The 21,751-nt window shown below is 70.3% G+C and carries 16 protein-coding genes; 11 read left to right on the top strand and 5 right to left on the bottom strand.

Annotated elements, in window-relative coordinates:
- Positions 1 to 53: 53 nt before the first annotated feature.
- The 3 genes from ACEN96_RS02865 to ACEN96_RS02875 all read left to right on the top strand — a co-directional run bounded on the left by ACEN96_RS02865 (position 54) and on the right by ACEN96_RS02875 (position 4,787).
- Entirely contained in the window at positions 54 to 827 is a 774-nt protein-coding gene (locus tag ACEN96_RS02865; RefSeq protein ID WP_495586544.1) for a helix-turn-helix transcriptional regulator, read from the top strand.
- A complete protein-coding gene (locus ACEN96_RS02870; protein ID WP_495586545.1) occupies positions 817 to 4,245 on the top strand; it encodes a sensor histidine kinase in 3,429 nt (1,142 codons plus the stop codon). The genes ACEN96_RS02865 and ACEN96_RS02870 overlap by 11 nt, the downstream gene beginning before the upstream one ends.
- 80 nt (positions 4,246 to 4,325) lie before the next feature.
- Positions 4,326 to 4,787: a hypothetical protein gene (locus tag ACEN96_RS02875; RefSeq protein WP_495586546.1), complete on the top strand. Its 462-nt coding sequence runs from the start codon at positions 4,326 to 4,328 to the stop codon at positions 4,785 to 4,787.
- A gap of 282 nt (positions 4,788 to 5,069) precedes the next feature.
- On the opposite strand, the gene ACEN96_RS02880 is transcribed toward ACEN96_RS02875, so the two are convergent.
- The 3 genes from ACEN96_RS02880 to mnmA form a co-directional block, all read right to left on the bottom strand.
- Positions 5,070 to 5,717: a response regulator gene (locus ACEN96_RS02880; RefSeq protein ID WP_343641342.1), complete on the bottom strand. Its 648-nt coding sequence runs from the start codon at positions 5,715 to 5,717 to the stop codon at positions 5,070 to 5,072.
- A 32-nt stretch (positions 5,718 to 5,749) separates the two neighbouring features.
- Entirely contained in the window at positions 5,750 to 7,036 is a 1,287-nt protein-coding gene (locus tag ACEN96_RS02885; protein ID WP_495586547.1) for a sensor histidine kinase, read from the bottom strand.
- A gap of 190 nt (positions 7,037 to 7,226) precedes the next feature.
- Positions 7,227 to 8,336, bottom strand: coding sequence for a tRNA 2-thiouridine(34) synthase MnmA (gene mnmA / locus ACEN96_RS02890; RefSeq protein WP_495586548.1), 1,110 nt, complete (start codon positions 8,334 to 8,336; stop codon positions 7,227 to 7,229).
- A gap of 130 nt (positions 8,337 to 8,466) precedes the next feature.
- Between mnmA and ACEN96_RS02895 the strand changes: the two genes are divergently transcribed.
- Positions 8,467 to 9,366, top strand: coding sequence for a response regulator (locus ACEN96_RS02895; RefSeq protein ID WP_495586549.1), 900 nt, complete (start codon positions 8,467 to 8,469; stop codon positions 9,364 to 9,366).
- Positions 9,367 to 9,399: 33 nt separating this feature from the next.
- Here the strand turns inward: ACEN96_RS02895 and ACEN96_RS02900 are convergent, their stop codons facing one another.
- Positions 9,400 to 9,894 (bottom strand): NUDIX hydrolase, encoded by a 495-nt coding sequence (locus ACEN96_RS02900; RefSeq protein ID WP_495586550.1) that lies wholly within the window; start codon positions 9,892 to 9,894, stop codon positions 9,400 to 9,402.
- 245 nt (positions 9,895 to 10,139) lie between these two features.
- On the opposite strand from ACEN96_RS02900, the gene ACEN96_RS02905 reads away from it, so the two are divergent.
- Positions 10,140 to 11,912, top strand: a complete 1,773-nt coding sequence (locus ACEN96_RS02905; protein ID WP_495586551.1) for a hypothetical protein — start codon at positions 10,140 to 10,142, stop codon at positions 11,910 to 11,912.
- A gap of 51 nt (positions 11,913 to 11,963) precedes the next feature.
- Here ACEN96_RS02905 and ACEN96_RS02910 read toward each other — a convergent pair whose 3' ends face one another.
- On the bottom strand, positions 11,964 to 12,452 hold the full coding sequence (locus ACEN96_RS02910; protein WP_495586552.1) for a hypothetical protein: 489 nt from the start codon (positions 12,450 to 12,452) through the stop codon (positions 11,964 to 11,966).
- A 232-nt stretch (positions 12,453 to 12,684) separates the two neighbouring features.
- Between ACEN96_RS02910 and ACEN96_RS02915 the strand changes: the two genes are divergently transcribed.
- The 6 genes from ACEN96_RS02915 (at position 12,685) to ACEN96_RS02940 (ending at position 21,698) form a co-directional block, all read left to right on the top strand.
- Positions 12,685 to 13,803 (top strand): Re/Si-specific NAD(P)(+) transhydrogenase subunit alpha, encoded by a 1,119-nt coding sequence (locus tag ACEN96_RS02915; protein WP_495586553.1) that lies wholly within the window; start codon positions 12,685 to 12,687, stop codon positions 13,801 to 13,803.
- 20 nt (positions 13,804 to 13,823) lie between these two features.
- On the top strand, positions 13,824 to 14,135 hold the full coding sequence (locus ACEN96_RS02920) for an NAD(P) transhydrogenase subunit alpha part 2 (protein WP_495586554.1): 312 nt from the start codon (positions 13,824 to 13,826) through the stop codon (positions 14,133 to 14,135).
- Positions 14,136 to 14,247: 112 nt separating this feature from the next.
- Positions 14,248 to 15,669 (top strand): NAD(P)(+) transhydrogenase (Re/Si-specific) subunit beta, encoded by a 1,422-nt coding sequence (locus ACEN96_RS02925; protein WP_495588536.1) that lies wholly within the window; start codon positions 14,248 to 14,250, stop codon positions 15,667 to 15,669.
- A 180-nt stretch (positions 15,670 to 15,849) separates the two neighbouring features.
- Entirely contained in the window at positions 15,850 to 17,661 is a 1,812-nt protein-coding gene (locus tag ACEN96_RS02930) for a hypothetical protein (RefSeq protein ID WP_495586555.1), read from the top strand.
- 156 nt (positions 17,662 to 17,817) lie between these two features.
- Positions 17,818 to 19,896, top strand: coding sequence for a sensor histidine kinase (locus tag ACEN96_RS02935; RefSeq protein ID WP_495588537.1), 2,079 nt, complete (start codon positions 17,818 to 17,820; stop codon positions 19,894 to 19,896).
- Between the two features lie 128 nt (positions 19,897 to 20,024).
- Complete coding sequence (locus ACEN96_RS02940) at positions 20,025 to 21,698, top strand: long-chain-fatty-acid--CoA ligase (protein WP_495586556.1); 1,674 nt, start codon at positions 20,025 to 20,027, stop codon at positions 21,696 to 21,698.
- The last annotated feature ends 53 nt before the right edge of the window (positions 21,699 to 21,751 follow it).

Here is a 21,751-nt window from a genome sequence, read left to right on the forward strand (position 1 = left end):
CTCCATGCCGGCTGAGGCCGGCCCCGTCCGTCATCGTTCCCTGGGAGCTGTCCATGTCCCTGATCCAGTCCATCGCCGCCGCGCGCCCCTCCGTCCGGGATTCCGTCCGGGATCCCGCCCGGGATGCCGTGCTGGACGCGGTCGTGGTCCACCGGCATCCGCTGCTGCGCGCGGGCATCGCCGCGGCGCTCTCGCCCTTCTTCCGCGCGCACGAGGCGGCGCCGGCCGGCGACGGGCTCACGCTCGACGACGGGGCGCCGGCGGTGCGCGACGCGCCCTTGCGGCTCGTCATCGCCGACCACGAGGGCGCGTTGCAGGCGCTCGGAGGGCAGCCGCGACGGCAAGGATTGGCCGGACTGCCGGGACCGAACTGGCTGGTCGTCAGCCCGGTGACCCATGGCGGCCGCGTGCGGCATGCGATGGCGGCGGGCGTGCTCGGCTACGTGCATGCGACCTGCGCGCTCGAGGAGCTGCGCGATGCCGCCCGTGCCGTCGCCGCCGGCCGGCGCTATCTCTGCCGCGCGGCGGCTGGCGCGATCGCGGAAGGCTGGCTCGGCGACGACCTCACGCCGCGCGAGCGCGACGTGCTGCGCATGCTGTGCCTGGGCCTGGACAACAAGTCGATCGGCCTGCGGCTGGGCGTCGCGGCCGGCACGGTCAAGACGCATGTGAAGACGCTGCTGCAGAAGCTGGGCGCGCGCAGCCGCACGCAGGCGGCCACCGAGGCGCTGCGGCGCGGGCTGCTCGACGAGCCGCCGATCGACGACCCGGCGCCGATGCCGGCGCGCGAGCCGCGCTCCGGCCTCGATGCGCGGTGTGCGGCGTGATCGCGCCGGCGGCCGCCGCGCGCGCCTGATCGCGCGGGCGCTGGCCGTCGCCTGGTGCTGCGCCGCGTGGCTCCTTGGCCCGGGGCTGCAGGCCGCGCGCGCCGCCAGTGACGGCCTGGCCGATTTCTCGCAGCGCGCCTGGAACGTGCGTGACGGCGCGCCCGCCGATGTTTGGACGCTGGCCGGCGGCCGCGAGGGCGTGCTGTGGCTGGGCACCGGCATGGGGCTGTACCGCTTCGACGGGCTGCGCTTCGAGCGCTACCGGCCCGGCGGGCAGCCGCTGCCGGCGCTCAACATCAACGCGCTGATGGTCGATGACGACGGCTCGCTGTGGATCGGGCTGTTCGAAGGCGGCGTGCTGCAGCTGCGCGGCGGCCAGGTGCTGAGTCATGGCGCGGCGCAAGGGCTGCCCGGCGGGCGCGTGCTGCGTTTCGCGCGCGCCTCGGGTGCGCTGTGGGCCGCGGCGGGCAAGGGCCTGGCGCGCTTCGACGGCCAGCGCTGGCAGCGCGTCGGCGCGGCCCAGGGCTATCCGGCCGCGGGCGCGGAGTACCTGTTCCGCGACCGCCAGGGCACGCTCTGGGTGAGCTCCGGCGAACGTCTCTACCGCCTCGCCGCCGGGGCCTCGCGCTTCGACGACACCGGCGTGAGCACCGGCCATCAGGCCGTGATGACGCAGGACGGGCAGGACCGGCTCTGGATGGCCGACGGCCACGGCGGCGTGCGGCCGCTCGGCCTGCCGGGCTCGTGGCGGGATTGGGCGACGCTCCCCGGCACCGCGCCGGCGCCCGGTCCGGTGCTGATCGACGACCTCGCCGCCGCGCCTTTCTCGCCGAGCGTCGTGTCGGCGCGCGACGGGCGGCCGTCGACCCGGGTGAAGCAGATGCTGTTCGCCAACGACGGCGGCCTGTGGGTGACGGTGAACGGCCGCGGTGTCTTCCGCACCGATGCCGCCGAGACCGCGCGGCTGATGGCGGGCGAGCAGCTCGACTGGTCGCGCGGGCAGTGGTTCACCGTCGCGGACGGGCTGGGCTCGTCGATCACGGTGCCGCTGCTGGAGAGCGACGACGGCGAGATCTGGGTCGGCACCAATGTCGGCGTGAACAGCCTGCGCGCGCACCGGGTGCGGCGCGTCACGCCGCTGGAGGACGCGGCGGCCACCGGCTTCGACGTGCAGCCGCAGGGCAGCGGGGTGAGGCTGTCGAGCTCATCGGCGAGCTGGCGCCTGGACCCGCCCGCGGCGCCGGCGCGCGAGCCCGCGCTCGATCCCCGGCCCGCGTCGCGGCGGCCGCCGGCCTCGGCGGTGCGTGCCGCCGATGGCGCGCTCTGGCTGCTGGATGCCCAGGCGCTGTGGCGTCTGCCGGCCGGCGGACGGTGGGAGCGCCATGAGCTGCCCTTGCCCGCCGGTGATCCGGCCCGCGCGATGGGGATGGCCGCCGATCCGTCGGGCGGGCTCTGGCTGTCGCTGCTCGATGCGGGCGTGTTTCATGCGACGCGCACTGGCGTCACGCGCGTGAAGGCGGCGGAGCTGGCGGGCGTCGCGCCTGGCGCCTTGGCCGTCGATGCCGATGGGGCCGCGTGGTTCGGCCATGACGGCGTGCTCCTCGGACTGGACGACCGCGGGCAGCCGCTGCGCGCCGGGCCGGAGCAGGGCCTGCGCACGGGACGCATCCTGGCGATGCTCAACACGCGCCACGGGCTGGTGGTGGCCGGGGAGAACGGCGTCGCGCTGGGCCGCGATGGGCGGTTCGCCACCATCACCATCGATCGCGATCCCGCCTTCGGGCGGGTGTCGGGCATCGTCGAGTCCTTCGACGGCGACCTCTGGCTGAACGGCGGACGGGGGCTGGTGCGGCTCGCGGCGGAGGAGGTGCCGTCGCTGTTCGTCGAGTCGGCGCATCCGCTCAGCTATCAGCTGCTCGACGCGGCGGACGGGCTGCCGGGCATCGCGCGGCAGGCGTCGCCGACCTCCACCGCGGTGCGCGACGCCCGGGGGCGCCTGTGGTTCGTGACCAACCTGGGCGTGGTCTGGCTCGATCCGGCGCGCACGCCGCGCAACTCGCGCGAGGTCGGCGTCGACGTGCAGGCGCTGATGGCGGGCGGGCAGAGCTATCCGGCGTCGCAGGGCTTGCAGCTGCCGCAGGGGACCCACGCGCTGACGCTGCGATACGCGGCGCGGGTGCTCAGCCGCGCGGAACAGGTGCGATATCGGTTCCGCCTGGTGGGCGTCGATGCGGATTGGCGCGACGCGGGGACGCAGCGCGAGGCGACCTACGCCAATCTCGGGCCCGGCGACTATCGCTTCGAGGTGCTCGCCTCCAATCCCGATGGGCTCTGGAGCCGGCAGCCGTCGGTGCTGGCGTTCCATATCGCGCCGTCATTGCTGGAGAGCTCCGCGTTCCGGTGGGCGGCGGCGCTCGCGCTGGTGGCGGCGGCTTGGGGCGGCTATCGGCTCCGCGTGCGAGCGCTCCAGGCACGGCTGCGGATGCGGCTGGAGGTCCGCCATCGGGAGCGCGAGCACATCGCAAGGGATCTGCATGACACGCTGCTGCAAGGGTTCCAGGGGCTGCTGCTCGGGCTGGATGCGAGCGTGCGGCGCGTGGCCGACGCGGAACTGCGCCGGCGCATGGAACGCGATCTGACCCGCGCCGAGGCGCTGCTGGCCGAAGGACGCGATCGCGTCGGGCAGCTGCGGCAGCGCATCGATGACGAGGATGCCGAGGATCGGGCGGCCGCTGGCCCTCTCCCCCGCCCTCTCCCGCAAGCGGGCGAGGGAGTTGATGGTGATGGCGGCGACGACCACCACGATGGTCGCAACGGTCGCGGAGGAGGATGCGGAGGCAATGGCGGCAATGGTTGCAGCGGCCGCAGCGGTGGCGGCAATGGTGGCAGCAGCGGTGGCGGTGGCGGTGGCGGCGGTGGCAGTGGCAGTGGCAGCGGCCGCGGCGGGCGGTGCGGCGGCGGTGACGCGGGCGGGTTGGTGGAGCGGCTGACGCAGGCCGGGCGGGATCTGATCCGGCCGCCGGGGCGGTTCCGCATCCGGGTGAGCGGCACCCCGCGCGCGCTGGAGCCCTCCGTCGAGGACGAGGTGTTGCTGATCGCGCGCGAAGGCCTGACCAATGCCGAGCGCCATGCGCGGGCGGGCGCGGTCGACCTGCTGCTGGAGTTCCACCCCGGCGCGGTGACGCTGACGCTGCGCGACGACGGCATCGGGCTGGCGCCGGACTGGGCCGCGCGGCAGACGCGCGGCGTGCGCTACGGGCTGCGCGGCATGCACGAGCGCGCGCGGCTCCTGAACGCCGCCTTCACGGTGCGAGGCGCGCCGGGCGCGGGGACCGAGCTGGTGCTGCGCGTGGCGGATCCGCCACGGGCGGGCTGGCGGGAGCGCTGGTGGCCGGGGCGCGCGGCTGTCTCCCCGTGAAGTCCCCGAGGGTCAGGGCAAACCCGTCTCCCTAGAATCCGCCGCGCAGTCGAAGTTCGACGATTCACGAGGGAAGAGTGATGAAGAAGTTTGCCGCGCTGTCCGCGCTGTGCCTGTCCTTGACCGCCGCGCTGCCGGCCTTCGCCGATCCGGCGCCGGTGCCCGACGCCACCCAGGCGCAGACCCTGCGCGATGCCGTGCGCGCCGACCGCAAGGGCGTCGTGCTCAAGGCGCTGGCGCTGGACGAGGCCCAGACCAAGAAATTCGTGCCGATCTACGAGGCCTATGAGCGCGAGCTCGCCGCGCTGAACCGCCAGTTCACCCGCATGTCGGTGGAGTTCGTGCAGATCAGCGACACGCCCACCAACGCGCAGTCGAAGTACTTCTCCAAGGGCTACCTGGGGTACGTCGACGCCGAGCAGAAGCTCTACAAGAAGTACCACCCGCGCGTGGTGAAGGCGATCGGCGAAGTGGGCGCCGCCCGCTTCCTGTCGGTCGAGCGCCGCATCCGCGCCCTCCAGGACTACGACCTCTGGATCTGAGTTCCTGACGGTTGGGGGGCGGCTTCAGGACTGCCTGCGCCGCTGGCCCTCACCCCCTCTCCCGCAAGCGGGCGAGGGGGTAAGAGCCGGACGTCGCAGTAAACCCCCTCGCCCCAGCGGGGAGAGGGAGGGGAGAGGGGCTCGTGCCACAGCGCTGCTGCCCTTCGAAGCACCCCCCTCTCCCCTGCCCTCTCCCCCCTCGCGGGGGGCGAGGGAGTTGGTCAGCAGCAGCGCTTGACACGGTTGCTCTCCCGCAAGCGGGCGAGGGAATGGATGGATCAGTCAGATCCAGCCCAGATCGATCGCCCGCAGCACCGCCTGCGTGCGGTCCCTGACGCCCATCTTCGCGAACACCGCGGAGCAGTGGTTCTTGATCACGCCCTCGCTGTTGCCCAGCAGCGCCGCGATCTCGGTGTTGCTGCGGCCGCTGGCCACCAGGCGCAGCACCTGCAGCTCCTTCGGGCTGAGCGGCTCCGGTTCCGGCGTCGCCGCGAAGGCCCGCTCGACCGGCGCGCGCTCCATCCGCTCGGTCAGCAGCGGCCGCAGTGCCGTGGATCCGCCGACCACGTCGCGCAGCGCCTGCACCAGCGTGTCCGGGCTGATCGCCTTCAGCAGGAAGCCCCGCGCCCCGGCGCGCACCGCCTCGTCGAAGGCCGAGGTGTCGTCGAAGGTCGTCAGCAGCACCACCGGAATCTTCAGCGCCCGCGCCGCCAGCGCGCGGATCAGCCCGATGCCGTCCAGCCGCGGCATCCGCATGTCCGACAGGATCACGTCCGGCTGCTCGCGCGCGAGCAGCTCCAGCGCCTCCGCCCCATCGGACGCCTCGCCGATCAGGCGGATGTCGTCGTGCAGCGCCAGCAGGCCCTTCAGCCCCTCGCGCACCAGTTGCTGGTCTTCCACCAGCAGCAGCTTGATCGTGTTCTCGCTCATGTCGTCTCCTTCCCTGGATGGCGCCGGCCCGTTCAGGCTCGCCGCGGGCAGTTCAATTCGATCAGGAATCCGGGGTGATGCCGTAGCACCTGCATCGTCCCGCCCAGTTCGGCCATGCGCTCCTGCATGCCCTTGAGGCCGTTGCCCTCGCGCAGCTTGCGCGTGCCGCGGCCATTGTCGTCAACCCGGACCCGCACCTGCGGCCCCGCCCCGCCGCCGCCGCCCGCGCCCGGCGCGGCCCCTTCGGCCGGCGGCGGCGCATCGACCGCCTCCAGGCTCACCCGCACATGGGTCGCGCCGGCGTGGCGCACCGCGTTGGTCACCGCCTCCTGCACGCAGCGCAGCAGCGCATGCGCGCAGCGCGGCGTCAGGTCCTGCGCAACCGGATCCAGCGCCAGCTCGATCTGCGTGCTCGCGATGCCGTCGGCCAGCGCGCGCAGCGCCGTTTCCAGATTGATGCGCTGGCTCTCGCGCTCGCGCGACACCGCCGCGCGGACCTCCGCCAGCAACCCCGCCGCGCCCAGCTTGGCCTTCTCCACCGCCTGCGCCGCGCCGGCCTCGTCGTGGCGCCGCAGCAGCGCCTCGCTGAGCTGCAGGTGCAGGTTGAGCGCGGTCAGGTGGTGCCCCATCACGTCATGCAGCTCCCGCGCCATGTGCATGCGCTCGGCGTAGCGCAACTGCTCCAGCTGCAGGCGCTCGCCGGATTGCTTCTCGGCCAGCATGGCCTGGAACCAGCGCCGCCGCTCGCCCTCGGCGGCGGCCAGCCGGCCCAGCCCGAAGGCCATGCCATGCAGCGCCACCATCGACATCGCCAGCCCCACGCTGTTCACCCACCAGGGCATGTCGGGCTGGAGCTGCTCCAGGCGCTGCGCCTCGCTGGGCAGCAGCCAGTACAGCGCGACGTTGACGACCACCTGCGCCAGCGCGAAGTTGAAGGCGCGCCGCGCGTTCAGCAGCAGGGCCGCCAGGACCGTGACCAGGAAGGGCAGCCCGGGCGTGACCAGCAGCGCCAGCAGGTCCAGCATCAGCACGCGGGACAGCGCGTCCCGGGGCGGCAGGTCCAGGTACTGCTGGCGTGCCAGCTGCCAGAACTGCCACGCGAACACCATCACCAGCGCCAGGCAGGTGAGCACGAAAGGGGCGTCGTGCGTGCTGCCGCCGACGCGGCGGTACAGGCTGGCGAGGACGCCGTCGTAGGGCTCGGTCGCGTTGCCCATCAGGCCCCAGATCGCCGAGCCCAGTTCCAGCAGGCAGATCGCCAGGGCGGCAATGCGCAGCACGAAGGCGGGCTGGGCGATGCGGGCGAGCAGACGATCCAAGGGGCGGTCCAGGCAGGCGGGTCAGGGACCTGCCGGCGCGCGCGGGACCGGCTCGGCCCGATCGGCGGGATCGGCTGAATCGGTCACCCGGGGCGACTTCCGGCAGGGACGGTGCGCATTGTCATGGGACAGCCGGGCGGGCGCTTCCCGCCATGCGACGAGTGCCCCGAATCGCTGGATGAGCTGCCGCTCAGGCGATCGCTTCTGAGATCACCCCGCCGCCCAGGCAGATCTCGCCGTCGTAGAGCACCGCGCTCTGGCCGGGCGTGACGGCCCATTGGGGCTGCGGGAAGTCCAGCCGGATGCTGTCCGCCCCGGGCGTCAGCGCGCAGGCGGCGTCGGCCTGGCGGTAGCGCGTCTTGGCGCCGAAGCCGCCGAAGCCCGGCGCCGCGCCGGTCCAGCTCAGGTCCTGCGCGACCAGGCTGCGGCTGTGCAGCAGCGGATGGCCGTGACCCTGGACGGCGACCAGCGTGTTGGTCTCCAGATCCTTGCGGGCGACGAACCAGGGTTCGTGCTCGCCGCCGCCGCGCGGCGCGCCCTTGTCCTTCACGCCGCCGATGCCCAGGCCCTGGCGCTGGCCCAGCGTGTAGAAGGACAGGCCGACGTGCTCGCCCAGCTTGCGGCCGCGCTCGTCCTTGATCGGGCCCGGCTTGTGGGACAGGTAGCGGTTGAGGAATTCGCGGAACGGGCGCTCGCCGATGAAGCAGATGCCGGTCGAGTCCTTCTTCTTCGCGTTGGGCAGGCCGATCTCCTCGGCCAGGCGCCGCACCTCGGTCTTGGGCAGATGGCCGACCGGGAACACCGTCTTGCGCAGCTGCGCCTGGTTGAGCCGGTGCAGGAAGTAGCTCTGGTCCTTGAGCGGATCCAGGCCCTTGAGCAGCTGCGCCGTGCCGTCATCCAGTTCGCGCACGCGGGCGTAGTGGCCGGTGGCGATCTTCTCGGCCCCCAGGCGCATCGCGTGGTCGAGGAAGGCCTTGAACTTGATCTCGGCGTTGCACAGCACGTCCGGATTGGGCGTGCGGCCGGCCTGGTATTCGCGCAGGAACTCGGCGAAGACGCGGTCCTTGTACTCGGCGGCGAAGTTGACGTGCTCGATTTCGATGCCGATGACGTCGGCCACCGCGGCCGCGTCGACGAAGTCGATGTTGGAGGAGCAGTACTCGCTGTCGTCGTCGTCTTCCCAGTTCTTCATGAAGATGCCGACGACCTCATGGCCCGCCTGCTTCAGCAGCCAGGCGGACACGGCGGAATCAACGCCGCCGGACAGCCCGACGACGATGCGTTGCTTCTTGGGATTCATGGGGGGCGATTGTCCCAAAGGTCAAGAAGGCCTGCCGTGTAGGGGTTGGCTGACAGGCGGTCTGCGCCGCGGCGCACAGTGCCTCCCGGCAACGCCGACTGATTTCCGGACGCCCCGCGGACGAAACTGAATGCAACAGGGAGTCCAGATCATGAACGTCGTCATCGTCGAGGGATCGATCACCGTCCGGGCGCAGCTGCAGGCGCTGCTGGCGCGGGAGCGCCGGATCCGCGTGGTGGGCGAGGCCGCCTGCGAGCAATCCGCCATCGAGGTGATCGCGCGGACGCAGCCGGACGCGGTGCTGATGGACCTGGCGCTGCAGCCGGGCAGCGGGCTGCGGGTGCTGCGGGCGATGCGGCAGCTGGGCCTGGGCGCCCGGGTGATCGTGCTGAGCAACAGCTATTACGAGGAGATGCGGCGCGCCTGCGCGGAGCACGGCATCTCGGGTTTCTTCGACAAGAGCCATCAGATCGAGGACTCGCTGCAGCTGCTGCGGAGCTGGCTGGCCCCGCTGCAGTCCGACGAGCACGAGCGCCAGGCGGCGGTCGACGGCCTGGACGTGCCGCAGCGCGGGCCGTCGTCCTTCGACGAACTGGCCGACCTGGCCTGCGACATCAGCGGCTGCGGCATGGCGGCGGTGGGGCTGGTGGACGGCGAGCAGCTGCGGCTGATCGGCCGGTCGGGCCTGAACCTGCGGGTGATGCCCCGCACGCGGGGGCTGTGCTCGCATCTGATGCATCACCGCGGTCTGCACGAGGTGCCCGACACCTGGCATGACGCGCGCTTCCTCGACCATCCGCTGGTGCAGGGCGCGCCATACGTGCGGTTCTACGCGACGGTGCCGCTGTCGCTGGCCACGGGCGAGGCGGTTGGCAGCCTGTGCGTGATGGACCGGCTGCCGCGCCGGCTGCGCGAGCGTCAGCGCGATTCGCTGCTGACGCTGGCGCGCTGCGCGATCAACGAGCTGGAGGCCTGCCGGCGCGAGCCGCTGCACAGCGAGCAGGCGACGAGCGCGGCGATGACGCTCTGAGCGCCGGGCGCCGCCCGGATGCGGTCAGTGCGGTCAGTGCGGCCAGGCCCTCGGGGCGTAGATCGATGAATGCGCGCTGATGGCCTCGAGCGGCAGGCGGCGGCCGGCGGCGTGGTCCTCGACGCATTGCAGGATCAGCGGGCTGCGATGGCGCTCGCGGCTGGCGCGGATCTCGTCCAGCGTCAGCCAGAGCGTGCGCTGGATGGGCTCGTCGAAGGGGCGGCCGGGGATCTGGTCGCCGACGCGGCCGGTGAAGGCCATGCGGACATAGGTGACGTCGTCGCCGCGGTCCGGACGCAGGAAACGCGACAGGTAGACGCCGAGGAAGGCGTCCGGCGTGAACGGCCGGGCGGTTTCCTCGAGGACTTCGCGCTTGACGGCGTCGATGACGGACTCGGCCTGTTCGAGGTGGCCGGCGGGGTTGTTGAGCAGCAGCCCGTCGCGGGTGAGCTCCTCGACCAGCAGGTAACGGCCGTCCTGTTCGATCACGGCGGCGACGGTCACGCTGGGCTTGAATCGTTCGGTCATGGTCCTTCCTGATGGGCGGCTGGTCCGGCGGCGGGGGATGCCGGGGGAACGCCACCTCGATGTGGGAACGGGGCGCATTGTGAGGGGGCCGGGTGACAACCGGCGGCGAACAGCGCGCAGAAGTGCTGGCAGGTATCCCATAAACAGGTGAGAGCTGCCGGAAAGCCATGTGGATGGAGGCTAATGCCGCGAGCAGTTGATGTCGGAAGACTGCCGGGTTTTCAACTCGGCAAAGGCTAGGCGCCATGTCACGAATCAAGCAACTGCGGCAGGTCGCTGCGCAACCCGTCCACGGTCGAGGGCAGCCAGTGGAGCGGCGCCAGGAAGAACTCGACGATGAGCAAGCGCCTCAACCGGGCGGACAGGTGGCTTCGGCGGAAGGCCCCGCAGCGGATGCCCTGAGGCCGATGGAGATTGCGACGAATCCCGCCGCTGACCTCCCTGCCGCTGGCGCGGCTAGCGGCCCATCAGCCCTGGTGATTGGCAGTGTGGCGCTCGGTGCGGTCGGCTTCGCCGCCGCCGCGAGCGGTGGCGGCGGTGGCAAGTCGGGAGACCCGAAACCGCCCGTCGTGGAAGTACCCAAGCCGGAGATTCCCCGGCCTCAACCCGAACCGCCGAAGCCCGATGACGGGCATCCGCCTGCGCCTGAAACTCCAAAACCTGACAACGGGCAAAAGCCTCTGCCGCCCACGCCTGACCATGGTCCCCCACCCGCGCCTGAAACGCCCAAGCCCGGCGACGGCCAATCGCCGCGCCCCAATGTGCCCAAACCGGATGTGGAGCAGCCCGGATCCGGGCAGCCGGGAAAACCTGAAACTCCCGAAACGCCGGCCAATCCGGATATCGTCCCACCGCCCGAACCTGAGAAACCCACGACGCCTGCACCTCAGCCCCCGCCCCCTCCGACCATCGCGTTGCTGGACGATTCCGGATTTGGCGGTGAAGACAAGGTCACCAACAATCCGACGCTGCAAGTCGGCAATATTGCAGCCGCCACTATCTGGAAATACAGCATTGACGGCGGCGAGTGGGAAATCGGAACCGGAGGGAGGATTCCTGCCGCGGAGTTTTTTGGCGTTGAGACGCTTCACCATGCCCGGGTCAAGCAGATCGATTCCGCAGGAATCGAAAGTGCGATAACGGAGTTCAGCTTCCGGCTGGACACCAAGGCGCCTGACCAGGTAACGGCCGAGGCGGCCGGCGGGCTCGTCGCCAGCGGTGAACATATTGAAATTGGCGCCGAGGCAGGGGCTGCTTGGGAATACAGCTTCGACGACGGGGCGCATTGGCACCAAGGCAAGAGTTCCGGGCAGTTGGACGCCAGCGACATCGCCGTTCCTAATGGCAGCGCGACGGTGACGTTCCGTCAGATCGACCTGGCCGGAAATGTGAGCGAAACCTCGACCCTCGATTTCACGGTCAACAAGGCAGGCGCACCGAATCTGAGTCTGAGAAATGACAACGGAGCGTCCAGCGCGGATCGGGTGACGAGCGACGCAACCGTGGTGGTCGAAGGCCTCGCTCAAGGAAGCGGCTGGAAATACAGCTTGGACTCGGGGCAGACTTGGGTGGCAGGACGCGCCGACGGAGTTATTGCTCCAAAGACGTTTGGCTATCTTGATGGAACAAAATCGGTGTGGGTGAAAGCCGTGGATGGGTCCGGGGCTGATGGCGCAATGTCGAGCCTGGAGTTCTCTCTTGTTGCAAACGTAGTGCAGCCGGAATTCAGCGGGGGAGATACCGGCACGCTCGCAGGCAGCGTCGGGGCAGATCGTTTCACATTTGGCAAGAAGAAGTATGACGTTGAGGGTTTCAATGTCGATGAGGCCGATGTGATCGATTTAAATGGGTTGATCGTGGTGGAGCCGGGGCGAACCATTACTGATTATATTCGTGTAGTCGTTCGTGCCTCTGATAGCAAGGGAATTGAGGTTGGTGAAACATCAATAAGCGTAACGCTCCCTTCACATCACTGGATGGTGCCCGTCCTTTACGAGGGCAATGTATTTTTCGTATAGGGAAATGAATAAACCCCGGCATGCCGGGGTTTATTCATTCGTCAGCGCGGATCAGTTTCCCCGGCCGTGTCCGTGGCCGCGGTCGTCATCCCGATCCTTGTCGTGACCGCGTCCGCGGCCGTGACCCTTGCCGTGGCCGCGATCGTCGTCGTCGTCGCGCCAATCGCGGCGGCCGTCGTCACGCCAGCGGTATTCCGTGTGCTCTCGGCGATATTGCGGGGCATATACGTCGCGATACCAGCCGTCCCGCACGAAATACACCGGCCGGCCGCACGCGTTGTATCGCGCGCAATGCTTGGCCCAGTTCTTTTCATGCCCCGGCGGCACCCGCAGATACACCGCCGGCATCGGCGCCGGCACCCGCTCCACCAGCACCGGCCGCTCGTAAACGACCTGCGGCCGCACGTTGCCGATGTCGATCTGCCCGTAGAAGCCCGGCTCCCCGATGGACACCGAAACCCCCACGTCCGCCGCCCGCGACGCCATAGGCACCAGGGCAGCAGTCACCAACGCACTGCTGAGAAGCATCTTCTTGATCATGGTCTGACTCCTTTCGAGCCGTCTTCGAGTCGTCATTTAACGCCACGTTGACTCCCTGCGATGACTCTAGTTCACCACTCGAAACAGGTTTGCCAGGGGATTGCCGGGTGGCCCGCGAACCGTTGCCCAGGCAGGGGTTCTCGGTGAAAACCCCTGTCCCGTGCGCGCCTCGCCCGCCCTGAATCCCCGGGTAAGCTCGCCCGGACCCTGATTCAGGATGGAGGGATTCCAGATGCTGATCGGTGTGCCGCAGGAAATTGCGGCGGGGGAAGCGCGCGTCGCCGCGACGCCGGAGACCGTCAAGAAGCTGGTCGCGCAGGGCCACGCCCTGCGGGTGCAGCAGGGCGCCGGGCTGAACGCCAGCGTCACGGACGAGGCCTATGCCGCCGCCGGCGCCGAGCTGGTCGGCCGCGAGGCCGCCTTCGGCTGCGAGCTCGTGCTCAAGGTCCGGCCGCCGGAGCCGTCCGAGCTGCCGCTGTTCAAGCCCGGCGCCGTGCTGGCGGGCATGCTGAACCCGTTCGACCGCGACGGCCTGCAGCGCCTGGCCGACGCGAAGCTGACCGCCTTCGCCCTGGAGGCGGCCCCCCGCACCACCCGCGCGCAGAGCATGGACGTGCTCTCCAGCCAAGCCAACCTGGCCGGCTACAAGGCGGTGATGCTGGCGGCCTTCCACTACCAGCGCCTGTTCCCGATGCTGATGACCGCCGCCGGCACCATCAAGGCGGCCCGCGTCGTGGTGCTGGGCGTCGGCGTCGCCGGGCTGCAGGCGATCGCCACCGCCAAGCGGCTCGGCGCCGTCATCGAGGCCTCCGATGTCCGCCCCTCCGTCAAGGAGCAGGTCGAATCGCTCGGCGCCAAGTTCATCGAGGTGCCCTACGAGACCGACGAGGAGCGCCAGGCCGCCGAGGGCGTCGGCGGCTACGCGCGCCCGATGCCGCCCGGCTGGCTGCAGCGCCAGCAGGTGGAGGTCGCCAGGCGCGTCGCCCAGGCCGACATCGTCGTCACCACCGCGCTGATCCCCGGCCGTCCCGCGCCGGTGCTGGTCACCGAGGAGATGGTCCGCGCGATGAAGCCCGGCTCCGTCATCGTCGACATCGCCGCGCCCGCCGGCGGCAACTGCCCGCTCACCGAGCCCGGCCGGACCGTGCGCAAGCACGGCGTCACGCTGGTGGGCGAGACCAACCTGCCCTCGCTGGTGGCGGCCGACGCGTCCGCGCTCTACGCGCGCAACGTGCTCGACTTCCTCAAGCTGGTCCTGACGAAGGAGGGCGGCTTCGCCCTCCCGCCCGACGACGACATCGTCACCGCCTGCCTCGTCGCCCATCAGGGCGAGGTGCTGCGCAAGGCTTGAAGGCCGAAGGAGCTCTCCGCATGGACGCCGTCTCCCCCACCCTGATCAACCTGACCATCTTCGTGCTGGCCATCTACGTCGGCTACCACGTCGTCTGGACCGTCACCCCCGCGCTGCACACGCCGCTGATGGCCGTAACCAACGCGATCTCCGCCATCGTCATCGTCGGCGCGATGCTCGCCGCCGCGCTCACCGAAACCCCGCTGGGCAAGGCGATGGGCACCTTCGCCGTGGCGCTGGCCGCGGTCAACGTCTTCGGCGGCTTCCTCGTCACGCGGCGGATGCTGGAGATGTTCAAGAAGAAGGAACCGAAGCGGGAGGCGAAGCAGTGATGCGCCGCTGCTCCACGGCGTGCCGGGCCGAGCGCCGGGCCGCTCCCAAGCCGGCCCGGATCCCCACGGGGGATCGGGCGATGTACCCATCGACCGAGGGGTCCCAATGCATATGTCGATGAACCTCGTCACGCTGCTGTACCTCGTCGCGAGCGTCTGCTTCATCCAGGCGCTCAAGGGTCTCTCGCACCCGACCACCTCGATCCGCGGCAATGCCTTCGGCATGGCCGGCATGACGATCGCCGTGCTGACCACCGGCGCGCTGATCCTCAAGCTCGCCGGCGGCCAGGCGCTGGGCCTGGGCTACGTGCTCGGCGGCCTGGTCATCGGCGGCGGCATCGGCACCGTCATGGCCAGGCGCGTCGAGATGACCAAGATGCCGGAGCTGGTCGCCTTCATGCACAGCATGATCGGCCTGGCGGCCGTGTGCATCGCGGGCGCCGCGGTGGTCGAGCCGCATGCCTTCGGCATCGCGCCGCGCTACGCGCCCATCCCCGGCGGCAATCGCGTCGAGCTGGCGCTGGGCTGCTTCATCGGCGCGGTGACCTTCTCCGGCTCGGTGATCGCCTTCGGCAAGCTCAGCGGCAAGTACAAGTTCCGCCTGTTCCAGGGCGCGCCGGTGACCTTCGCCGGCCAGCACTGGCTCAACGCGCTGCTCGGCCTGGCCTCGGCCTTCTTCATCTTCGGCTTCTGGCATTCGCAAAGCGCCACGGACTTCATCCTCGTGGCGCTGCTGGGCTTCGCGCTGGGCGTGCTGCTGATCATCCCGATCGGCGGCGCCGACATGCCGGTCGTGGTCTCGATGCTCAACAGCTACTCCGGCTGGGCCGCCGCGGGCATCGGCTTCTCGCTCAACAACAGCATGCTGATCATCGCCGGCTCGCTGGTGGGCAGCTCGGGCGCGATCCTGAGCTACATCATGTGCAAGGCGATGAACCGCTCGTTCTTCAACGTGATCCTCGGCGGCTTCGGCGCCGAGGCGGGCGCCGCCACCGGCGCCACGCAGCAGCGCAACGTCAAGAGCGGCAGCGCGGACGACGCCGCCTTCGTGCTGGGCAACGCCGAGAGCGTGATCATCGTCCCCGGCTACGGCCTGGCCGTGGCGCGCGCCCAGCACGCGGTCAAGGAGCTGGCGCAGAAGCTGATCGAGAAGGGCGTCAGCGTCCGCTACGCGATCCATCCGGTCGCGGGCCGCATGCCCGGCCACATGAACGTGCTGCTGGCCGAGGCCGAGGTCCCCTACGACCAGGTCCATGAGATGGAGGACATCAACGCCGAGTTCGGCCAGACCGACGTGGCCATCATCCTGGGCGCGAACGACGTGGTGAACCCGGCCGCGCTGCACAAGGGCAGCCCGATCTTCGGCATGCCCATCCTCGAGGCCTACAAGGCGCGCACCGTGATCGTCAACAAGCGCTCGATGGCGGCGGGCTACGCGGGCCTGGACAACGAACTCTTCTACATGGACAAGACCATGATGGTCTTCGGTGACGCGAAGAAGGTGGTCGAGGACATGGTCAAGGCGGTGGAGTAGTCGATCGACGCCGGCCGAGGCCGGGCGATGTGCGGCGGATTCCGTGCAGCTTCCACCACTTCCGGTAGGTCGCTGATTGAATGTGGTGGAAGGTGAACGGCATCCCCACTGTTGAAGGTCGATGCATGACGGGGACGGCTTGAACAGACTGCGCAGTCCCTCCATCGCAGTCTGAATGCCATGCCCGCCCCCTTCGATTTGTCATCCCGTGTTCGTGCCGCCCTGACCTCGACGCGGGAGCCCGGCGCACCATCGCGCCGGACCCGTGACGAGGACCTGCCCGGCGAGGCCCCGTCCGCCGCTCCCGGCACCAGCGGTGACACGCCGCAGCCCGCGGACGCGCAAGCCGCCCCGCAGGACACCGTGCTCGACGCGGCGTCGGGCGCCGCCGCGCCGGCAGACGCCGAAGCGTCCGACCGGCCTCGCGAGGATCGCTCGAGCGCGCTGCTGGCGTCCGCGCTTGGGCTGCTGGGGGTGGGCGGCGCGGCAAGCGTCGCGGTGTCGGCCGCGAGTTCGGACGCGAAGCCGCCGGCAAGCGGGAACGAGCCGCCCGGGCCCGGACCGGTGAAGCCGGAAGACAAGCCACGCCCGCCGCCGGACACCTCCGGCCCGGGGCCGGATCCAAAACCCGAGCAGCCCGGGCCAGGCCCGGACACCAAGCCGGATCCTTCAAGGCCGGACCCATCCAAGCCGGATCCAGCCAAGCCGGATCCCGCCAAGCCGGATGACGACTCGAAGCCGAAGCCGCCCGAGCCGCAAGAGCCCAAGCCGGAAGAGCCCAAGCCGGAGCACCCCAAGCCCGGAGAGGACCCCGATCCGAAGCCGGAGCAGCCGGTGACCCCCGATCCCGATGCGGAGCCGGATCCCGACGTGCCGGTGCCGCTACCGCGCCTGCTGGCCGACACCGGCGTGGCGGCCGACGATCGGATCACTTCGCGCGCCGATGTCCAGATCGACGGCCTGGTGGCCAACGGCCAGTGGCGCTACAGCCTGGATGGCGGCGACACCTGGATCGCGGGACACGGCGACCGCATCGCGGCGCCGGCCTTCGGCCCGGATGGACGCAAGGACCTGATCGTCGAGCAGTTCGATGCGCGCGGCCACCGCAGCGTCTCGAGCCGGCTGTCGTTCGAGCTCGACACGCTGGCGCCCGGGGCGCCGTCCCCCTCGGCCCCGTCGAACGGCTGGCTGGGACGGCTCGGCGAGATCCATGTCGGTGGCCTGGAAGGCAGCGCGCACTGGCAATACAGCCTCGACGGCACGAACTGGCTCTCCGGCACGGGCGCCGGCGTGCGGGGCCTGGACGTCGGCAAGGAGGGCGAGCAACAGGTCTGGCTGCGCCAGATCGACCTGGCCGGCAACACGAGCGAGGTGAGTCGCGTCACCGTCAACGTGGACCTGACCGCGCCGACCGACGCGGCGATCCGGCTCCACGTCGATCCCGCGATCGATGGCCCGTTCACCACCCAGCCGCACATGACGCACGGGCCCATCACCGTGGCCGCCGATGCCGGCTGGGCCTACAGCTGGGACGGCCAGTCCTGGCGCACCGACGCGGAATACGGCGCTGTCGTCCGCACGCAGGGGCTGATCGACGGCTTTCACACGCTGTACGTCCGGCAGCAGGACCAGGCCGGCAATGTGACGATCAACGAGCGCTCGTTCACGCTGGACAACGTCAGGCCGGCCGCGCCGACGCTGCGATTGGTCAACGACACCGGGTGGTCGAATGTCGACAGGATCACTTCCGACGGGACCCTGCGCGTGACCAACCTGGAGCCGAACGCGAAGTGGTGGCTGAAGACCGTCGTCAACGGCAAGGACTACTACCAGGGAGGGAGCGGCGACACGATCACGACGGCGGACATGGGGTTGCCGGCGGGCGAGGTGGGCAAGGTCTCCGTGTTCCTCTGGCAGGTTGACCAGGCGACGAACCAGAGTGCCATGACCCGCTTCGACTTCGAGCTCTACGCCCAGACCGCCGTGATCTGACGCCGAAGGCCGGTTCGAGCCCCTGCGTCCAAGGTGTTGTTGCCCCTTTCGCCTTGGCCTAGCATCGGCCGCGGCCGGCCCCCTCGCGGGCCGGTCCTTCCTTTTGGGCGGTGTTTTGGCGATGTTCGGGCGATGCCGGGGAGGGGCGACTTGGCGGTGTTCTCTCGCACGATGGCGCCGCCACCGGCCGGTCCGGTGGCGGCGATCCGCCGGCTCGCGCTGCTGATCGCGTTGCCGCTGCTGCTGCTGGGCGCCATCCACCTGTTCTCCCAGCAGTACGGCACCGCGATGCCGCCGCAGGTGCTGCGGCTGGCCGAAGCGCGCGTGCTTCCGGGCGATGCGTTCGATCCCGCGCAGGTGCGCGGCGCCCTGCTGGACCCGGCCGCGCCGGCCACCTCGGCCGCCTCGGCCATCGTGTCCCGCCCGCTGGAGCCGACGGCGACACCGACACCGATGCCCTCGACGGCGCCGACGACACCCAGCGTGCCCCTCGCGCCTGGACACGTCGTGGCGCTGCCGGTCCAGATCCACGACACGGACGCGCCGGGACCGCTCTGGTTCGCGCTCGACTTCCGCCTCGACCAGGCGGCGCGGGTGCCGTACTGGCTCGTGATCCAGCACCGGCCCGCGGCATCCGTCTACCTCGATGGCCAGTTGATCGCCACCTCCGGCCCGGGCGTCGGCTACGTGTCCGAGGACGAGGACGATCTCGCGCAGCGCGGTCTGCTGCTGGCGGGCCGGCGGCTGCAGGTCAGCATCCCGCCGGCGCTGCTGCCCGCCGGCGAGCATCGGATGAGCCTGCGCCTGGCGCGCCCGGGCTTCGAGGGCGCGGGGCTGTCCGCGCCGCTGCTAGGCCCGGCGGCGCAGATCCGCGCGCTGCAGGAAGGACGGCGCTTCTGGCAGGTGGCGCGCGTGACGACGGCGCTGGCCGGCCTGGTCATCGGCACCTTCATGCTGATGGTCTGGCTGGCGCTGCGCCAGGAGTGGCTTTACGGCGTCACCGGCGTCTTCTGCCTGTGCACCGCGCTGCTGCTGTCGCCCTACCTGCTCAATGGCGCGCTGTTTCCCGCGCCGTGGTGGCGCGCCGCGCTCGACGTGGCGGACGTGCTGTCGAAGGCGCTGCTGCTGTTCCTGGTGGCGCGGCTGTCCGGCCTGGCGGCGGGGTGGGCGGAAAGAATGGCCGCGGCCTATCTGGGCCTGGGCCTCGTCATCGACGGCGCGGCCGCGTTGCTGGGCTGGAGCTGGACCGATTTCCACCATCCCTGGCCCTGGTGGGCGCTGGGAAGCCGGTTCGCCGTGCTGGCCGCCGCGACGGGGCTCGCGGCGCGCGCCGCGCTCGCCTCCGGGCGCCGCGCCCATCTGGCCGGCGCCTGCGCGGTCGCGCTGTCGGCCTGGGTCTGGCTCTACGTGAGCGCCTTCGCGCTGGTGATGTCGCGCCAGATGAGCGTCGTCGACATCAATGTCGTCGGTCATGCCGTGCTCATCGCGATCGCCGGCGTTGCGTTGCAGCGGCGTTTCGTCGGCTCGCTGCGCGACGAGGCCCGGGCCCGCGTGCGCCTGCAGCAGGCGCTGGACGAACGCACCCGCGAACTGCAGGACCGCTGGGAGGACCTGCAGGACAGCGAACGCCAGCGCAGCGCCGCGCAGGAGCGCGAGCGCCTGCTGCAGGAGATGCACGACGGCCTGGGCTCGCAGCTGGTCACGGCGCGGCTGTGCGCGGAGCGGGGCGTGCCCTCGTCCTCGATGGTGTCGCTGCTGGACGAATGCATCCGCGAGATGCGCCTGACCGTCGACGCGCTCGCCGTCACCGATGGCGACCTGACGCTGCTGCTGGCCAACCTGCGCCATCGCATGGCGCCGCGATTGCACGATGCCGGGCTCGATCTCGACTGGCAGCTGTCCGACGTGCCCTTGCTGCCGACGCTGCGCGGCACTGGCGGCCGCGAGCTGATCCGCATCGTGCAGGAGGCGCTCAGCAACGTGATCCACCACGCCGGCGCGACGCGGGTGCGCTTCGCCACGCGCGTGGACGAGGCACGGGGCCAGGTGTTGCTGTCCATCGTCGACAACGGCCGCGGCCTGGCGGCCGACCTGCGTCAGGGCAATGGCCTGCGCGGGATGCGGCGCCGAGCCGAGCGCATCCAGGCCGGGATCGAATGGCGCGTGCCCGAGGAAGCCCCCCTGGAGGGCGGGACCGAGCTGCTGCTGCGATTGCCGCTGCGCGTGACCCCATAACGCGCGACTTTTCCCCCTTCAGGGGGCGTTCTGGAGTCATCTCTCCACTTTGTGCGCTCTATCGAATCCCCTGATGGGACGCCCAAGTCGATCGGCGAGAATCCGCGCCGTACCTTGGAGACAAAACAATGGAGAAGAACTGGCTGAAGCACTATCCGGCGGGCGTTCCCGCCGCGATCGATGCGGATGTCTATCCCTCGCTGGTCGAGCTGATGGAAGCGGCGTTCAAGCAGTTTCCGGAGCGTCCCGCCTACAAGATGCTGGGCCGCACGATCAGCTTCGCGCAGATCGACGAGGCCTCGCGCGCGCTGGCCGCGTACCTGCAGGGCCTGGGGCTGGAGAAGGGCGATCGCGTCGCGATCATGATGCCCAACGTGCCGCAATATCCGGTGGCCGTGGCCGCGGTGCTGCGCGCCGGCTTCGTCGCCGTCAACGTCAACCCGCTGTATACGCCGCGCGAGCTGGAGCACCAGCTCAAGGACGCGGGCGCCAAGGCCATCGTCATCGTCGAGAACTTCGCGGCCACGCTGCAGCAGGTGATGGCGCACGTGCCGACCAGGCACGTGGTGCTCGCCTCGATGGGCGACATGCTGGGCTTCGTCAAGGGCATGGTCGTCAACTACGTCGTGCGCAAGGTCAAGAAGCTGGTGCCGCCCTTCGAGCTGCCCTCGGCGGTGCGCTTCAACGACGCGCTGGCCAAGGGCCGCGGCCAGACCTACACGCGGCCGTCCGTCGGCCCCAACGACCTGGCGGTGCTGCAGTACACCGGCGGCACGACCGGCGTGTCCAAGGGCGCGGTGCTGCTGCATCGCAACCTGGTGGCCAACACGCTGCAGTGCGAGGCCTGGTACCAGCCGGCGCTCAAGAAGATCCCCGCCGGCGAGCAACTGATGAGCGTGTGCGCGCTGCCGCTGTATCACATCTTCGGATTCACCACCAACCTGATGCTGTCGATGCGGGTGGGCGGCTGCAACGTGCTGATCCCCAATCCGCGCGACTTGCCGGCGGTGTTCAAGGAGCTCAGCCACCACAAGATCCACAGCTTCCCGGCGGTCAACACGCTCTTCATGGCGATGGCCAACCATGCGCAGTTCAACACCGTGGACTGGAGCGGGCTGGTGATCTCGGTGGGCGGCGGCATGGCGGTGCAGCAGGCCACGGCGCGTCTGTGGCTGGAGAAGACCGGCTGCCCGATCGTCGAGGGCTACGGCCTGTCCGAGACCTCGCCGGTGGCGTGCTGCAACCCGACCGACAGCACGGCCTACACCGGCTCGATCGGCCTGCCGCTGCCCGGCACCGAGGTCCAGCTGCTGGACGACGACGGCAACGAGGTCCCGGCCGGCGGCGCCGGCGAGATCGCGATCCGCGGTCCGCAGGTGATGGCGGGCTACTGGCAGCGTCCGGACGAGACCGCCAAGGTCATGACCGCCGACGGCTTCTTCCGCACCGGCGACATCGGCACGGTGGACGAGCGGGGCTTCTTCCGCATCGTCGACCGCAAGAAGGACATGATCCTGGTCAGCGGCTTCAACGTCTATCCGAACGAGATCGAGGACGTGCTGACGCAGATGCCGGGCGTGCTGGAGTGCGCCGCCGTCGGCGTGCCGGACGAGAAGGCGGGCGAGACGGTGAAGGTCGTGATCGTGCGGCGCAACCCCGCGCTCACCGAGGCCGACGTGAAGGCCTTCTGCGAGGCCAACCTGACCGGTTACAAGCGCCCGCGGATCATCGAGTTCCGCACCGAGCTGCCCAAGACGCCGGTGGGCAAGGTGCTGCGCCGTGAACTGCGTGACAAAAAGTAGCAGTCGGTAGCAGTTTTGGGGGAATGCTCGCGGGCGTAACGCGCCCGTCACAG

The sequence above is a fragment of the Roseateles sp. Mitsp63 genome, from assembly GCF_059491535.1.

Bases quoted from the DNA above. Each gene is read 5' to 3' on its own strand.
- ACEN96_RS02865 (WP_495586544.1), top strand. From the start codon at position 54: ATGTCCCTGATCCAGTCCATCGCCGCCGCGCGCCCCTCCGTCCGGGAT.
- ACEN96_RS02920 (WP_495586554.1), top strand. From the start codon at position 13,824: ATGGACGCCGTCTCCCCCACCCTGATCAACCTGACCATCTTCGTGCTG.
- ACEN96_RS02880 (WP_343641342.1), bottom strand. From the start codon at position 5,717: ATGAGCGAGAACACGATCAAGCTGCTGCTGGTGGAAGACCAGCAACTG.
- ACEN96_RS02940 (WP_495586556.1), top strand. From the start codon at position 20,025: ATGGAGAAGAACTGGCTGAAGCACTATCCGGCGGGCGTTCCCGCCGCG.
- ACEN96_RS02925 (WP_495588536.1), top strand. From the start codon at position 14,248: ATGTCGATGAACCTCGTCACGCTGCTGTACCTCGTCGCGAGCGTCTGC.
- mnmA (WP_495586548.1), bottom strand. From the start codon at position 8,336: ATGAATCCCAAGAAGCAACGCATCGTCGTCGGGCTGTCCGGCGGCGTT.
- ACEN96_RS02900 (WP_495586550.1), bottom strand. From the start codon at position 9,894: ATGACCGAACGATTCAAGCCCAGCGTGACCGTCGCCGCCGTGATCGAA.
- ACEN96_RS02930 (WP_495586555.1), top strand. From the start codon at position 15,850: ATGCCCGCCCCCTTCGATTTGTCATCCCGTGTTCGTGCCGCCCTGACC.
- ACEN96_RS02895 (WP_495586549.1), top strand. From the start codon at position 8,467: ATGCAACAGGGAGTCCAGATCATGAACGTCGTCATCGTCGAGGGATCG.
- ACEN96_RS02915 (WP_495586553.1), top strand. From the start codon at position 12,685: ATGCTGATCGGTGTGCCGCAGGAAATTGCGGCGGGGGAAGCGCGCGTC.
- ACEN96_RS02875 (WP_495586546.1), top strand. From the start codon at position 4,326: ATGAAGAAGTTTGCCGCGCTGTCCGCGCTGTGCCTGTCCTTGACCGCC.
- ACEN96_RS02905 (WP_495586551.1), top strand. From the start codon at position 10,140: ATGTCACGAATCAAGCAACTGCGGCAGGTCGCTGCGCAACCCGTCCAC.
- ACEN96_RS02910 (WP_495586552.1), bottom strand. From the start codon at position 12,452: ATGATCAAGAAGATGCTTCTCAGCAGTGCGTTGGTGACTGCTGCCCTG.